The following is a 14,980-nucleotide window of genomic DNA, read 5'->3' on the forward strand; positions in this document are numbered from 1 at the left end:
ATTGTTTCTTATGTTGAGTATTTTATTGATAGGCGTTGTGATTTTAGGGTACGAAATTGTACTATTAAGCCATGATGGGAAAATGGCAGCAACAAGGCTATGGATCATTGGAAAAGTCGAGACACATGTGGCTCAAAGTATGATGGAATTAAGAGGCTTCCAACTTTTTACTGATTCGAAGCGATTGGAAGCATTTGAACAAAATTATAAAGAATCACTCTCATCGATAGATACACTTTTTCCCATTTTACTTGCAAAAGTAAATCAAGATAGAATTTCCACACTGAAACGCGATGTCGAGAAATGGTATTCTATTAGTGGGCAACGCATTGTGTTGCTACAAAAATATGGATCTATTATTCAAGAGAACTCTTTTGCTCAAACAAACAAGGCTGAATATGAAGCGTTTAAGACATTAACGCTCCAATCTGCGGCACTTTTTGATGCTATTATTTATCAAACAAATGTATTGGGCGAGAGTGTGAAAGAAGTTAATTTTGATAGCCTTGATAGCAGTGCAATGACGGGGAAAATAGCTCTGGGCGCCGTCTCGTTTTTCTTGCTTCTCCTTTTTGGAATCACCAACCAAAGCATTCAAAAATCTGTTATCAACGCAAAGCAATGGATAGAGTACATTCAAAATCATAAAGATTTACATGTAAAGATAGAAACAGGTTCAAACGATGAGATTAATGACACTATGAACTCGTTAAATCTGCTTTTAGATGAGATAGCACAAACGCTTAATGTTGCAAAAAATAACGCTATTGAAAATGCCTCTGTTGCGGAGGAACTTTCACAAACAAGCTTTCAAATTGGGCGAAGGGCGGAAGAAGAAGCAGGCATTGTGACCGCAACGACTCAAGAGGCGCAACAGGTTTTAGTGCAGATGGAAGAGATGAACCAGAGTAGCTATGAAGCAGAAAATATAACCCTTCAGGCACAAAAGAGTTTGATGATCGCACAACAATCTTTACATGAGACATTGACGCAACTTAATGAAACTGTTCAAATTGAAGCAAAAATGAATGATCGCCTCAATCATCTTTCAACCGAAGCAGTTCAAGTCAAGTCGGTTTTAAATGTTATTAGTGAGATAGCCGATCAAACCAATCTTTTAGCCCTTAATGCTGCTATTGAAGCGGCACGCGCGGGAGAACATGGACGCGGTTTTGCCGTAGTGGCAGATGAGGTGCGAAAATTGGCAGAGCGAACACAAAAAAGTCTATTGGAAACCAATACGACAGTCAATTTGATTGTTCAGTCCATCAACGACATTAGTGGCGAGATGAATGCAAACAGCGTACGTATTCATGCACTATGTGATCTTTCTGAAAAAGTTTCGCTTCAAACCGATGAAGCTGTTTCAATGCTCAATCAAACTACAGATGTCACCCATCATGTCGTTTTGAAAATGAAAGCGAACATGCAACTTGTTAATGACGCTGTTATCAATAAAATGAGCTTAATTAATGAACTCTCAAGCTCAAATGCGAGAAGTGTTGAAGAGATTGCATCTTCTGCCAAATACGTATCGACTTTGGCAGAGTCACTTAGTCAGTCTCTCGCTGTTTTTAAAACAGCATAAGGATGAGGAGAAATTCTCCTCATCCCTTGAGTTTTTAAACTACAATCAGGGTTAATCCAAAGCTCCTCTTGAAGAATCACTTACAAACGTACCTTGGCTACTCACTTATTTTCAACACTTAGCACACGTAACAAATACATTTAGAGTATGCTATGTTCATGCTATGAAATTGATATAATATTATTTAATAAATGTTTGAGATAAAGTTGCTGGGTCAAACTGGCTCATTTACATCGGTTGTTTGTTTCTACGAATGAACAATTTAAATCAATATATGTTGATATGTAAAGGATGTTGTAATGGAAAATGAATCTACAAAACCCGCTTCGGGCATGGGCTTTTTTGAGCGTTATCTCACCGTATGGGTGATATTGTGTATTATCGCGGGTGTGGCTATTGGTCAGTTTCTTCCTATCATTCCACACACCTTGAGCCGTTTTGAATACGCCAATGTCTCCATTCCTATAGCCATTCTGATTTGGCTTATGATTTACCCGATGATGCTCAAAATCGACTTTGCGAGTATTTTGGATGCGGGTAAAAAACCTAAAGGGTTGTGTATTACGTGTACGGTCAATTGGTTGATTAAACCTTTTACCATGTATCTTATCTCCGCTTTCTTTTTTAAAGTTCTGTTTGTAAACTTTTTGCCTGAAAATCTCGCCAATGAATACTTAGCCGGTGCGATCTTACTAGGAGCAGCACCTTGTACGGCAATGGTGTTTGTATGGAGTCATCTCACCAAAGGCGATGCTGCTTATACCTTGATCCAAGTTGCCGTCAATGACCTTATCTTGCTGATTGCATTTACTCCCATTGTGGCTTTTTTACTGGGTGTGAGCAATGTATTTGTACCTTATGACACTCTGTTTTTATCGGTCATTTTGTTTGTAGTCATTCCCTTGTTAAGCGGTTATCTCTCAAGACGGTACATCATCAAGCACAAAGGGCTTGGTTACTTTGAAAATGTGTTTATTAAAAAATTTGATAAAACCACCATTCTTGGGCTTTTGCTGACGCTTATTATTATCTTTACGTTTCAGGGCGATGTTATTTTAAACAATCCTCTGCATGTTCTTTTGATCGCTATTCCACTCACCATTCAAACCTTTTTTATTTTTTATATATCGTATGGTTGGGCACGTGTATGGAAGCTTCCTCATAACATTGCTGCACCTGCTGGAATGATCGGGGCGAGTAACTTTTTTGAGCTTTCCGTAGCCGTAGCGATTACTCTTTTTGGCTTGCAATCAGGTGCAACATTGGCGACAGTTGTGGGCGTTCTTGTGGAAGTCCCTGTTATGTTAGCACTGGTACGCGTTGCGAACAATACTAGACATTGGTTTGAAAAGTAAAGAAAAAAACGTGAGCTACGAGAGGAAAACTCCCCTCGTAGCAAACGCTTAACGCGCTAAATGCACGGCTTTAATCATGTTGGTTAAAGCCGCTTTTGTCTCACTCCATCCTCTTGTTTTAAGCCCGCAATCAGGGTTAATCCAGAGTTGCTCTTTAGGAAGCACTTGCAAGAACGCTTTGATCTGCTCGCTCATCTCCTCCACACTTGGAACGCGAGGCGAGTGGATGTCATACACACCCGGTCCAATTTGCGCTTTGTAGTTTGCTTTTTGAAAGACTTTAAGTAGCTTATTGCCACTGCGTGAAGTCTCGATGGTGATGACATCGGCATCCATGCGCTCTATCGTGTCGATGATGTCATTGAAGTTGCTGTAACACATGTGCGTGTGAATCTGTGTTTGATCCCATGCAATCCCAATTGAAGCTTTGAAACTCTCCACCGCCCATTTTTCATAGGCTTTGATTTTCTCTTCGCGCAGAGGATACCCCTCCTTGAACGCCGCTTCATCGACTTGAATGATCTTGATGTCATGACGTTGAAGCTCATCGACCTCTTCGGCGATTGCACGTGCGACTTCAAAAGCAACTTCACTTTTAGGAATGTCATCGCGTACAAATGACCAGTTGAGAATGGTCACAGGCCCTGTGAGCATGCCTTTCATTGGCTTATCGCTCAAGCTTTGCGCATAAACCGTCCAGTCGACGCTTAGAGATTGTTTACGGCTCACACTTCCATAAAGAAGAGGTGGCTTGACACAACGACTGCCATAGCTTTGAACCCAACCATTTTCACTAAAGGCAAAACCCTCTAAGAGTTCACCAAAGTACTCGACCATGTCGTTGCGCTCGAACTCGCCATGTACTAAAACATCCAGTCCCAGTTCCTCTTGGAGCTCAACGCACTCTTTGATCGATTCTTTTAAAGATGCCTCATACTGCTCACGTGAAATCTCACCTTTTTTATAGGCATTGCGCACGGTTCTCGTCTCTTTAGTTTGAGGAAACGAGCCGATGGTGGTGGTAGGGAAAAGTGGCAGATTCAGCTCTTTTTGTTGTAAGGCAAAACGGGTAGCGTAAGGTGATCTGGTGTAGGCAATGGCACTGTTTTTAACCGGAGTTGCTTTTTTAGCGCAGATGCTAGCAACAGGTTTTTCTCTTTTTTCCCAAAGGGTATTGATCTGCTCTAACTCTTCAAGTTTTTCCAGTGCAAAACTGAGGCGACTTTTAGCTTCAGGTGCCATTTTCTCTTCAAAACGGGTTGAAAAAGGTACATGTAACAGCGAGCATGAAGTGGAAATAATGATTTGCTTAGGATCAATTTTTTCGCTTATTCTTTCCAACAATTCATACGTTTTTGAGGCATTGTTTTTCCAAACATTGCGCCCATCGATGAGCCCAGCAATAAGTACTTTATCGTTTACATGTAAAAGGGCATCCAGATTTTCTTCACCGTAAACAAAATCAAGCCCAATCGCCCAAATAGGGCAGTTCCCTAAAATGACAACGGCTTCATTGGCACGATCAAAATAGGTCACTACGGCGATTTTTAAGTTTTTGCTGACACTTCCTAATGTTCGATAAGCAATTTTAAGCAGGCTTAAAAATTTTGGTTCTAAGCTTTTTGCACATAAAGGCTCATCAAATTGTACGACGATGTTTTCGCCTAAACTTTCAATGGCTTTTAGCACTTTGATATATGCCTCAAGAATTCCATCAAAAAGTGAAAAAATATCGCTTCCATCAATAGAATTTGAGAGTGCTAAGAAAGTCAATGGTCCGATCAGGTTTATCTTAGGATTGACGCCATGCTCTCTAGCCTCAAGATACTCTTCTGCAATTTTGGAGATGTCAACGTGAAAGTTCATGTTGGCATGAATTTCAGGCACAATGTAGTGGTAATTGGTGTTAAACCACTTGGTCATCTCCATTGCTGCACGTTCATCGTCGCCTCTTGCCATTGCAAAGTAACGCGCTGTTTTATCTTCAATATTTGCAAAGCGTGAAGGAATGGCTCCTAGCATTACGGTAGTGTCAAGCATCGTGTCGTACAGACTAAAGTCATTGCACGAGATAAAGTCTATATGACGCTCTTTTTGGTAGTTCCAATGGCGTGCACGCAATGTTTTTGCAACTGTTTTCACCGCTTCAAAATCTGTTTTTCCTGCCCAATACGCCTCTAATGCGAATTTGAGCTCACGTTTTTCCCCAATGCGAGGGAAACCGGTAACATAAGTTTGTGACATACTTCTTTTCCTTGTTCATTTACACATCAAAAAAGCACTGCTTTTTTGATAAATTAAGCCAGCGCATGCATGCGTGGCAAAGCTCGTTGTTTAATGGTTGAAAGAAAGGAAAAAGGGGAGGATGAACACCGGTTCGGCGGAAGCTGAAGTAGCGGGAGTGGCAGTTGCATTTACGTCTTTTTTTGGCACGCTTTATGGCAGAGTGGGCGCGTTTTGCAAACAGTCGACTGCATTTGCACAGTCTTGGGCGGTACGATGAGACAAATCCGAGAAGAGCAGCGCTAAGAGGTGGCGGATCGTCCTCAACGGCTTCTTGGTCACACGTGTCGGCAAAGAGGCGGGTGGTATGCAATAGGCGTGTTTGATGGCGTTTGGTTTTGTATTCAATCGTAGAAGCTTGAATAGAAGCGAGCCTAAAGTAGCCCTTTTTGCCAAAGCCCAGAGGCAGTCTCACGTGTTGTGCATCCTTAAATTTGATGGCGGCATTATAGCACAATGGTTTACATGTAAAAATTGTGCGAAAAATTATTTACCAATCTTGGGTAAAATGAGTGTTTAATTTTCTCAAAGGAACGCAGATGGAAGTCATAAAAACGGTTGTCCTATTGACCTTGATGACACTCTTATTTGTCTGGGTTGGTGGCATGATGGGAGGAACGCAGGGCATGCTTATCGCTCTTGTGATGGCAGGTGTTATGAACTTTGTGAGCTATTTTTACTCTGACCAACTTGTCTTGCGCCACTACAATGCTGTGCCTGTGTCGCGTCAAGAAGCCAATGGACTTTATACTATTGTTGAGCGTTTAAGCCAAAAAGCCAATCTTCCGCTTCCTCAAGTTTACATTATTCCCGATTCAACGCCCAACGCGTTTGCCACCGGACGCAACCCAAAACATGCCGCAGTTGCAGTCACCGAAGGGCTTTTACAGCTTTTAGATGATGAGGAGGTTGAAGCGGTTTTAGCGCATGAACTCAGTCATGTAAGACATTATGATATTTTAGTGGGAACCATTGCCGCAACCATCGCAGGAGCGATTGGTGTGATTGCCAATATGTTGCAATTTGGAGCTATCTTTGGAGGTGGCGATAGGGAAAATAGACCAAATCCTATTGTAATGATCGCTCTTGCCATCATTTTGCCTCTTGCGGCAGCGGTGATACAAATGGCGATTAGTCGCAATCGTGAATATATGGCAGATGAGGGAGCGGCTCGTTTGACACGTCATCCAGAGTGGCTTCAAAGCGCACTGGCAAAACTTTCGAACTACAACCGACAAGGCATGGTGCATGAGGCAACGCCAGAGAGTGCGCATCTGTTTATCGTCAATCCTTTTTCGGGTAAAGATATTTCGTTTGCTTCGCTTTTTTCAACGCACCCATCTACGGAAGATCGCATTGCGCGACTTGAAGAGCTCAAATTAGAGTTAAAATCATAAGGCGAACTTAAAATCTTTGCGCTAAAATGAGCTATATTTTAAGGTAAAAAGTACATTACCATCTACATTACATGTAAAGGATATAAGATGAAAAAATCACTCCACGAAATTCCAAGTACACCGCTTCAAGCAGGCGAGGGTGCGAGTATGCAAATGCTGATTTCTCCAGAAGTTGCGCCTCATTTTGCGATGCGCAAATTTGTTCTTAAAAAAGATGGACACATGCCATTTCATACCAATACGGTTGAACATGAGCAGTATGTTTTAAAAGGCAAAGCCAGAGTTCAAATGGGAGATGAGAGTTTCATCGCTGTAAAAGACGACATTATTTTTGTCCCAGCAGGTGTGCCTCATTCGTATCATGTAATTGGCGATGAAGATTATGAATTTTTATGCCTCGTTCCAAACAAAGATGACACAATAGAGATGGTTCCCACAGGTTCAATCAGTGGCTGTTAGAGCGCACTTACAACCAATTGTCGCAGGCATTTTGGTTGTATTTGCCTGTTTAGGGCTAGCTCGTTTTGCGTTTGGTATGATTCTTCCTAGCATGCAAGGCGAGCTTTTGATGAACGCTACTGAAGCTGGCATTGTTGGCAGTGCCAATTTTGTGGGTTATTTTATAGGTCTTTTTGTCACATCACAGTTTTACCGTAAATTTGGTGCGGCAACACTGATAACACGTTCTTTACTAACCCAGGCGATCAGCATGATCTTTATGGCACTGGCTCCCAACTACTGGAGTGCGGCGATGATTTTTGCCGTAACGGGTTTTTTTGGAGCGCAGGCGAATATTGCGATTATGACTTACATTGCTCAAGTTGTTCCCTCTCATATCAAAGGACAAGCAACAGGCTTGGTGGTTGCTGGGATTGGCTGTGGCATTATTACCAGCGGTATCATTGTTCCGTATCTTGAATTTTTTCCTTTCCCTGAGTGGCGGGTAGGGTGGAGCTTGTTTGCGCTCATCATTGTGTTGATCGCTTGGTTTGCACACGGCACACTTAAAGCGTTTCCAATTCACAGTTCCCTCTCTTCTCATCACGATAGCCTTGAGTTCAAAACGATTTTAAGTTCACGTGCCTTCTTGAAAACAGGTGTTCTGTTTGGAATTTTTGGGATGACTGCCATTATGTTTATGACCTTTTTTGTCTTGACGGCCGTTCGTAAATGGGGTGTAAGTACGGAGATTTCAGGGACATTTTGGTCAATCTTAGGCATTGCGAGTCTCTTCTCAGGACCTTTGTTTGGTTTTGTGAGTGATAGAATGGGGCGCTACAAAACGCTTGGAATTCTTTTTTTAGTGCAAGCAACAGCGCATGCTATGCTCGCTTCAACACTTCCTTCTGGTTGGCTTTTTGTCTCCGCAACACTCTTTGGGCTTTCTACTTGGGCAGTGCCTTCCATTATGGCCACTTTAAGTACGGAGTTATTTGGCACACAGCATACGGCACGCATTTTGAGCTTGCTTACGCTCTTTTTTGGCGTAGGGCAGATTGTAGGGCCTTTGCTTTCAGGCATAATGATTGATTTTACAGGCGATTTTAGCGTGAGTTTTATAACCTCTGCACTCTGTTTGCTTGGTGCGATGATTATTTCATGGATAAGCCTCTAAAAAGAGGATTATTCACGTTGGAGTTGCTTTAAGTAGACAAGACCTTCTTCCCAAAGTCCTAAATTGCTAGCAGTGTTGATATGTCCTTTTTCGCCAATATTTACAAAATGACTTCCCCATGCTTTGGCTAAATCTTGCGCGTAAGTAAGGCTTCCATAAGGGTCATTACTGCTTGCGATGATGATGCTTGGAAAGCCAAAAGATAGCAGAGGTGTTTGTTCAAAACCTTCGGCAATACGTGGAAATGAGCTTGTTGTTGGATCGGGTGGCGCGACAATCAGTGCGCCTTTGATGCGAGTGTGATTTTGAGAAGCTGCCCAGTGCGCAAGAACTAAACAGCCAATACTATGCGCAACAATAATGACATCTTGACCTGCTTGCTTAACACTTTTTTCAAGTTTCTCAACCCATTCTTGACAGATAGGATGCTCCCAATCACGCTGTTCTACGCGTTTGAAATCAGCATGTTCTTTTTCCCAAAGTGTTTGCCAATGCATTTCTCCTGAGCCTTGATAGCCGGGTAAAATCAGTACCGATGTTGCCATAAATCCCTCATATACTAAAATAAAAATGTATTGTAGTCTAGCATGACTTAAGAGAGTCTAGGTTATGATAATATCAAAAAAATAAGGAGTTTTGATGCGTCTAAATCCTGAACAGACCGCTATGTTGCTCGTTGATGTTCAAGAGCGTCTTTTCCCCCATATTGAGGGGCATGCGTCTTTAGAGAAGCATTTGGTAGTCTTACTCAAAGGGCTTCAAACTTTCAATATTCCCATTCTGTGCAATCAGCAATACACGCAAGGTCTTGGCGAGACAATTCCATCGCTATGTGCATTGTTGGACGATAAAACGGTGTATGAAAAACGTACATTTAGCTGTTATCAAAACGAAGAAGTCGTCAATGCTGTCATTCAAAGCGGAGCGAAAAGCATCATACTTGCAGGAATTGAAAGTCATGTTTGTGTGTTACAAAGTGCGCTCGATCTTTTAGAAGCGGGATTTGAATTAATCGTGTGTGTGGATGCAATGGGTTCTCGAAAAAGGCATGACCATGAGATAGCGCTTCGCCGTATGGAGCAAGAGGGAGCAAGACTATGTACCACAGAATCACTTCTCTTTGAGTTGCTTCAAAGCGCGCTTCATCCAAAGTTTAAAGAGATAAGTAGCCTCGTTAAAGCACTCTAAATCTTTTACATGTAAAGAAGTTTGAACTACTTCTTTACATAATAGGAGAGTCGGTTGTCGGTGTGTTTGGTAAAGTAATGATTATCGGGGATAATGTCAGCATGCCCTAAAAAGAGCTTGCCCTCAGGCTTAAGAAGGGTAGCAAAGCGTTCAATGGTTTTAAGGCGAAAATCGTCATCAAAATAGATGAGCATATTGCGTGAGAAGATGATGTCAAATTTGCCTAGTGAAAGAAACTCATGCTCAAAAATATTGACTTTTGTAAACGAAATGGAGGAAAAATACTCTTTTCTCGCGTGATAATAACGATCTTCATGCGTGAAAAATTTGTCTTTAAGACGCTCTTCTAATTTGTGCAATGAACGCTCCGAAAAAACGCCTTTTTGTGCTTTGTCAATCGCTTCTGAGTTAATGTCAATGCCTGTAATGCTAAATTCTCTAGGCTCTCTGCGACGTTCTTGAAGCATCATGGAGAGAGAATAGACCTCTTCACCCGAAGCACAAGGAGCGCAGAGAATTTTGACATTGGGAATGGCAAGTGCAAAGGTCACGGCTAGATCCAGTTGGGACTCTTCCCGGTAAAAATAGGTTTCGTTGACGGTGACCAAGTCAATGAGGTCTTGTCTGAGTGTTCGATCCGTTTGGAGTGTCTCAAAGAGCTTGCGAAAACTATAAATCTCTTTGCGTTCACAAAAGAGACGAAGCTTGGTTTCGATGACACTATTTTTAGAAAACAGATCAACGCCAATTTCGCGTTTAATGTAATGCAAAAGGTCTTGGAGCCCAAATGTATTGAACTCTTGGGGTGTTACGACTTCTTGTTTGGTCGCAGTCGCTGGCTCTTTTTTTCGATTCCAAAAAAACATCAAGATTCTCCAAATTTTTTAATGGTTTGAATAATATCGTCCAATGGTAACGAAACGATATTAGGATTAATTTCCATAGCACGTTTTGGCATACCATACACTATAGCGCTTTTTTCACTCTCAGCAATACATTGAGCCCCATTTTTTTGCAATTCACTGAGCCCATTGGCACCATCATGCCCAATTCCTGTGAGTAAAACTGCTAATATCTCCGCGTCTTTAATGTACTCAACCGCAGAAGAAAAAAGAGTGTCAATGCTTGGATTGTAAGGCGTTTCTCCCTCAGCAATAGGCTCTATTTTAGGTGAAAAATCACCTTTGATGAGATGGCAATTTTGAGGACAAATATAAATATTGGTGTTACTTAATGGCATTCTTTGATTGATGGCATGAACAGGAAGGCTCAGTTCATTTTGAAATTGGCTAATAAAGCTGGGAATAAACGTTGCATTCATGTGTTGTGCAATAACAATAGCACCATTATACGTTGGGGAAATCGCAGATAAAATCTTTTTAAGATGACCGGGTCCTCCTGTAGAGGCTCCGATCAACACAATTTTTGGTTTCATAAAGCTCCAAGTCTTCTTATTAGAGTTCTTGCAAAACTCTAAACACGTCTTTAAAGCAAAGCTCTAAAGACTACGTTAACACTGGGTTCTCTTAGGCAGAGTGCCCACGCACCTTTGGTGCTTTTACTTCTTACAAAATGTGTTTTGCAAGAAGCTTATTTTTTGTTGTCTTCAAACATCCAGTAAAGATTCATTCTAACCCCTGCTCCGCTTGCGCCAAATTGGTTGTATCCCCACGCTTTTTCAAGATAAGCAGGTCCTGCAATGTCGAGGTGAAGCCATTTGTCTTTATTTTCATCTTCAATGAAATTATCTAAAAATAACCCTGCTGTAATGGCACCACCGTAACGGCTAGAACTGATGTTTGACATATCGGCGACTGAGCTTTTGAGTAGTTTTTTAAGGTATTTGTTAAAAGGCAAGACACCACTAAGTTCACCACTGGTATCACTTGCTTTTCGCATAGAGTGTTTAAGCTCGCTGTTGTGACCCATAATGCCTGTTGTGTATTCGCCAAGTGCAACAACGCATGCACCCGTAAGTGTAGCCATATCAACCAGTAGGTCAGGCTTTAGCTCTTGTGCGTAGCACAGACAATCGGCCAAGACTAAACGACCCTCAGCGTCTGTATTGCGCACTTCAATCGTTTTACCGTTCTTGGCAACCAGTACGTCATCGGGTTTATAAGCATTACCACCGATCATATTTTCGGTCGCGCCAATAATGGCATGAATTTCATAAGGAAGCTCAAGGGTTGCAGCTGCTTTTAAGATAGCCATAACAGCCGCCGCGCCGCTTTTATCCGCTTTCATAGTGACCATGTGCTCACTAGGTTTTAGGCTTAGTCCACCGCTATCGTACGTTAAACCTTTACCCACATAAACCAGACGCTTTTTAGCATTTTCAGGCTTATAGGTAAGATGAATGAGGCGAGGAGGGTGTACACTGGCACGATTGACGGCAAGGAACGCGTTCATGCCTTGCTCTTTTAGAAAATGCTCATCCATCACTTTACATGTAACATTTGGAATGGATGTTAACGTTTGCGCAGCTTCTGCAAGAGCAATCGGTGTCATGTCATTGGGTGTTGAATTGACAATCTCTTTGGCAAAGTTAGTCGCTTCGGCAACGGCTGTGGCTGCGCGAAGGGCTTTGTTAGCTGTTTCCATTGAAACATCTGTTCTGCTGTAATCTTCCAAACAGATCGTAATTTTTTCAAGTTTTGAAGGCTCTTTTTTGCTTTTATAAGCATCAAAAGTATAGCTTCCTAAGATGAAACCTTCTACGAGTGCCTTGATGTTCATACCAGGGCAATCATGAGAATACGTTCCAATCGCCAGTGTTTTGAGATTTGTTTTTTTGATACTCTCAAGTGCTTTAGAAGCTGCAAGGCGAATCTCATCAGCATCGAGCGAGTCACATCCAACATAAAGTGTTTTACTTGAAGGTATAAAAGCACTCTCTTCACTTTCGCCTTTAAATCCTAAAAGTTCCAAAGTCTCTTTATCGATAACCCATGTATGGGTTAAATCTTTATTAATAACAAAAACGATTTTAGCGTCAGCGGATGCGCTATTTAATTTTTGATTGATAACTTCAATTTGCATGTTTTTCCTTAAATGTCTTGTCGGTTACTTTGTGAAAGTAGTAAGAGATGCCACCACCAATGATTCCCGCTAATGGGAGGGCGAAGTACCAGTGATCTTTTGCCCAGTGGATAACGATGAGAATTTCTTGACCAAAATACCATGTAGGTACGATGGTAAGTGCTGCCCAAAACCATGCTGAGATAAGATTGATTAAGGCAAACATTTTTCCACTGTACCGTGTCAGTCCTATGGAGATAGGAATAACCGTGCGTAAACCATAAAGGTAACGCTGTGCGAAAATAATAGGCCAGCCATGTTTTTTCAAAAGAAGATGTGCGAGAGCTAGTTTGCGACGCTGACTTCGGAGTTTTTTATAGACAAATTTTTTATTGAATCGGCCAATGTAAAAATAGACCTGATCCCCCGCAAACCCACCCAGTCCTGCCACGAAAATTGCAATGAAAAGATTCATATCTCCTGTATGGGTAAGAAGTCCTGCCATCACAAGTCCCATCTCTCCTTCAAGCATTCCCCAAAAGAAGAGAATGATATAGCCATACTGTTTCATAAGGTAGATAAATTTATTTTCTAACCCTTGGACAGGAGCCATGTATAAAACATAGCCCAGTGTTGAGAGAATGACGACCATGAAAAGGGTAAAAAGTTTTCCAGAGTGCTTATTGAAAAATTCACTCATCTTTTTATCCTATGTTTAAAATAGATTTTGCTTGCACCATGTCTTTATCACCACGTCCAGAAAGATTGACGATGATGACTTTGTTTTTGATCTCATCTTTAGGGATTTTTTTCAAATAAGCCACCGCATGAGCACTCTCAAAAGCAGGGATAATACCCTCTTTACGGCTCAACCATACAAACGCATCGAGTGCTTCTTGATCGGTAATGTTATCGTAATGAGCCACGCCTTGCTCTTTGAGGTACGCATGTTCTGGTCCAATGCCAGGGTAATCAAGTCCCGCAGAAATAGAGTGCGCCTCTAAAATCTGTCCATCATCATCTTGGAGAAGGTAGCTCATTTGACCGTGAAGGACACCAGGACTTCCTTTAGCAAGAGAACAGCCGTGTTTATCGGTGTCAATGCCAAGACCTCCTGCTTCGATGCCTACGCACTTAACACCCTCATCACCCAAGAAGTGACTAAAGATACCCATAGCGTTACTGCCACCACCAATACAAGCAACAACCATATCGGGAAGACGTTTTTCTTTGACTAAGATTTGCGCCTTAGCTTCATAGCCGATGATCGCTTGAAAATCACGTACCATCATAGGGTATGGATGAGGACCTGCAACCGTTCCAATGATGTAAAAGGTGTCTCTTGCATGAGTTACCCAGTAGCGGATCGCCTCATTCATAGCATCTTTAAGGGTTCTACTTCCACTTTTTACGGCATGCACTTTAGCACCCAAAAGCTTCATGCGAAAGACGTTCAGTTCTTGTCGCTCGACATCTTTCTCCCCCATAAAGATTTCACATTCAAGTCCTAAAAGTGCTGCAACGGTAGCCGTAGCAACACCGTGTTGTCCTGCACCAGTTTCTGCGATAACACGTTTTTTACCCATCTTTTTAGCGATTAAGCCTTGAGCGATGGTGTTATTAATTTTATGAGCACCCGTGTGGTTAAGGTCTTCTCGTTTAAGATAGACTTTTGCTCCTAACTCTTGTGAAATATTTTTGGCGTAGTAAAGCGCAGAAGGGCGTCCTACATAATCTTTCATGTAGTGTTCAACTTCGCTCCAGAAGTTTTCATTGAAGCGAAGAGTCTGGTACTCTTTTTCAAGTTCAATCAGCACAGGCATTAATGTTTCAGGAACATAACGTCCTCCAAAAATACCAAAGTGTCCATTTTGATCAGGATCGAATTTAGAAATTCTAGGAATATACATTAAAACACCTCTAAGACGGAATAAACAGAAGTGTTCTTTTTGATGTCAAGATCACCTTGCAAAAAGGTAAGGTTGATGATAAAACAGGCCTCAATACACTTTGCTCCAGCTTTGTTGATAAGGTTTACGGCTGCTGTTGCAGTACCACCTGTTGCAATAAGATCATCGATCAAAAGAACTTTTGGTTGAGCGATGCCAGCGGAAGTAAAGGCATCAATATGAATTGAAACAGCATCAACACCATATTCTAAAGAGTATTTTTCACTAATGGTTGTGTAAGGAAGTTTGCCTGGCTTTCGAATAGGAACGAAACGCGTTTTAAGACGCGATGCCAAAGCTGCACCAAAGATAAATCCACGACTTTCAATACCCGCAATATAGTCAATCTCCATTTGAGAATAGCGATCAACTAAGTGATCCATCAAAAGTGTAAATGCTTTTGCATCGCCTAGAAGGGTTGTAATATCCTTGAATTTAATGCCTGGTTTTGGAAAGTCTTCGATTTCTCTAATAGAATTTAAAAGATAAGTTTTATCGGCTTCACTTAAATGACTCATACAATAACCTTTTTTATTTTTATACGCTTTTTAAGCAAAGCTTAGAAAGCTACGTTAGCCACTGAG

The 14,980-nt window shown here is 41.6% G+C and carries 16 protein-coding genes; 8 read left to right on the plus strand and 8 right to left on the minus strand.

Features of this window, described 5'->3' with window-relative positions:
• The first annotated feature begins 10 nt into the window (after positions 1-10).
• Together N0B29_RS13000 and arsB are read left to right on the plus strand one after the other, a co-directional pair.
• Positions 11-1,588 (plus strand): methyl-accepting chemotaxis protein, encoded by a 1,578-nt coding sequence (locus tag N0B29_RS13000; RefSeq protein ID WP_318526689.1) that lies wholly within the window; start codon positions 11-13, stop codon positions 1,586-1,588.
• 299 nt (positions 1,589-1,887) lie between these two features.
• On the plus strand, positions 1,888-2,943 hold the full coding sequence (gene arsB, locus N0B29_RS04550) for an ACR3 family arsenite efflux transporter (RefSeq protein WP_263832522.1): 1,056 nt from the start codon (positions 1,888-1,890) through the stop codon (positions 2,941-2,943).
• A 48-nt stretch (positions 2,944-2,991) separates the two neighbouring features.
• Here arsB and metE read toward each other — a convergent pair whose 3' ends face one another.
• Positions 2,992-5,187, minus strand: coding sequence for a 5-methyltetrahydropteroyltriglutamate--homocysteine S-methyltransferase (gene metE, locus N0B29_RS04555; protein ID WP_263832523.1), 2,196 nt, complete (start codon positions 5,185-5,187; stop codon positions 2,992-2,994).
• A 121-nt stretch (positions 5,188-5,308) separates the two neighbouring features.
• Here metE and N0B29_RS04560 point away from each other — a divergent pair, with 121 nt between their 5' ends.
• From N0B29_RS04560 to N0B29_RS04580, 5 genes are all read left to right on the plus strand, one after another.
• The gene (locus N0B29_RS04560; RefSeq protein ID WP_263832524.1) at positions 5,309-5,446 is read left to right on the plus strand and encodes a hypothetical protein; all 138 of its coding nucleotides are present in this window, start codon (positions 5,309-5,311) and stop codon (positions 5,444-5,446) included.
• Between the two features lie 105 nt (positions 5,447-5,551).
• Complete coding sequence (locus N0B29_RS04565) at positions 5,552-5,746, plus strand: hypothetical protein (protein ID WP_263832525.1); 195 nt, start codon at positions 5,552-5,554, stop codon at positions 5,744-5,746.
• Positions 5,747-5,765: 19 nt separating this feature from the next.
• Entirely contained in the window at positions 5,766-6,623 is an 858-nt protein-coding gene (gene htpX, locus N0B29_RS04570; protein ID WP_263832526.1) for a zinc metalloprotease HtpX, read from the plus strand.
• A gap of 87 nt (positions 6,624-6,710) precedes the next feature.
• Positions 6,711-7,082: a cupin domain-containing protein gene (locus N0B29_RS04575; RefSeq protein WP_263832527.1), complete on the plus strand. Its 372-nt coding sequence runs from the start codon at positions 6,711-6,713 to the stop codon at positions 7,080-7,082.
• Positions 7,072-8,238 carry a YbfB/YjiJ family MFS transporter gene (locus N0B29_RS04580; RefSeq protein ID WP_263832528.1) on the plus strand — a complete coding sequence of 389 codons (1,167 nt, stop codon included), beginning with the start codon at positions 7,072-7,074 and terminating at the stop codon, positions 8,236-8,238. The genes N0B29_RS04575 and N0B29_RS04580 overlap by 11 nt, the downstream gene beginning before the upstream one ends.
• 8 nt (positions 8,239-8,246) lie before the next feature.
• Here N0B29_RS04580 and N0B29_RS04585 read toward each other — a convergent pair whose 3' ends face one another.
• Entirely contained in the window at positions 8,247-8,783 is a 537-nt protein-coding gene (locus tag N0B29_RS04585) for an RBBP9/YdeN family alpha/beta hydrolase (protein ID WP_263832529.1), read from the minus strand.
• Between the two features lie 94 nt (positions 8,784-8,877).
• On the opposite strand from N0B29_RS04585, the gene N0B29_RS04590 reads away from it, so the two are divergent.
• Entirely contained in the window at positions 8,878-9,426 is a 549-nt protein-coding gene (locus N0B29_RS04590) for an isochorismatase family protein (RefSeq protein WP_263832530.1), read from the plus strand.
• A gap of 26 nt (positions 9,427-9,452) precedes the next feature.
• Here the strand turns inward: N0B29_RS04590 and N0B29_RS04595 are convergent, their stop codons facing one another.
• The 6 genes from N0B29_RS04595 to N0B29_RS04620 form a co-directional block, all read right to left on the minus strand.
• Positions 9,453-10,292, minus strand: a complete 840-nt coding sequence (locus tag N0B29_RS04595) for a CheR family methyltransferase (RefSeq protein ID WP_263832531.1) — start codon at positions 10,290-10,292, stop codon at positions 9,453-9,455.
• Complete coding sequence (locus tag N0B29_RS04600; protein WP_263832532.1) at positions 10,292-10,861, minus strand: CheB methylesterase domain-containing protein; 570 nt, start codon at positions 10,859-10,861, stop codon at positions 10,292-10,294. Before N0B29_RS04600 ends, N0B29_RS04595 begins: the two co-directional genes overlap by 1 nt.
• A 155-nt stretch (positions 10,862-11,016) precedes the next feature.
• The gene (locus tag N0B29_RS04605) at positions 11,017-12,468 is read right to left on the minus strand and encodes a leucyl aminopeptidase (protein WP_263832533.1); all 1,452 of its coding nucleotides are present in this window, start codon (positions 12,466-12,468) and stop codon (positions 11,017-11,019) included.
• On the minus strand, positions 12,458-13,147 hold the full coding sequence (locus N0B29_RS04610) for a DedA family protein (RefSeq protein WP_263832534.1): 690 nt from the start codon (positions 13,145-13,147) through the stop codon (positions 12,458-12,460). Before N0B29_RS04610 ends, N0B29_RS04605 begins: the two co-directional genes overlap by 11 nt.
• 4 nt (positions 13,148-13,151) lie before the next feature.
• Positions 13,152-14,357, minus strand: a complete 1,206-nt coding sequence (trpB, locus tag N0B29_RS04615; protein WP_263832535.1) for a tryptophan synthase subunit beta — start codon at positions 14,355-14,357, stop codon at positions 13,152-13,154.
• Positions 14,357-14,914 (minus strand): adenine phosphoribosyltransferase, encoded by a 558-nt coding sequence (locus N0B29_RS04620; protein ID WP_263832536.1) that lies wholly within the window; start codon positions 14,912-14,914, stop codon positions 14,357-14,359. The genes trpB and N0B29_RS04620 overlap by 1 nt, the downstream gene beginning before the upstream one ends.
• Positions 14,915-14,980 lie beyond the last annotated feature (66 nt).

This window comes from Sulfurospirillum oryzae (assembly GCF_025770725.1).
Classification (GTDB): domain Bacteria; phylum Campylobacterota; class Campylobacteria; order Campylobacterales; family Sulfurospirillaceae; genus Sulfurospirillum; species Sulfurospirillum oryzae.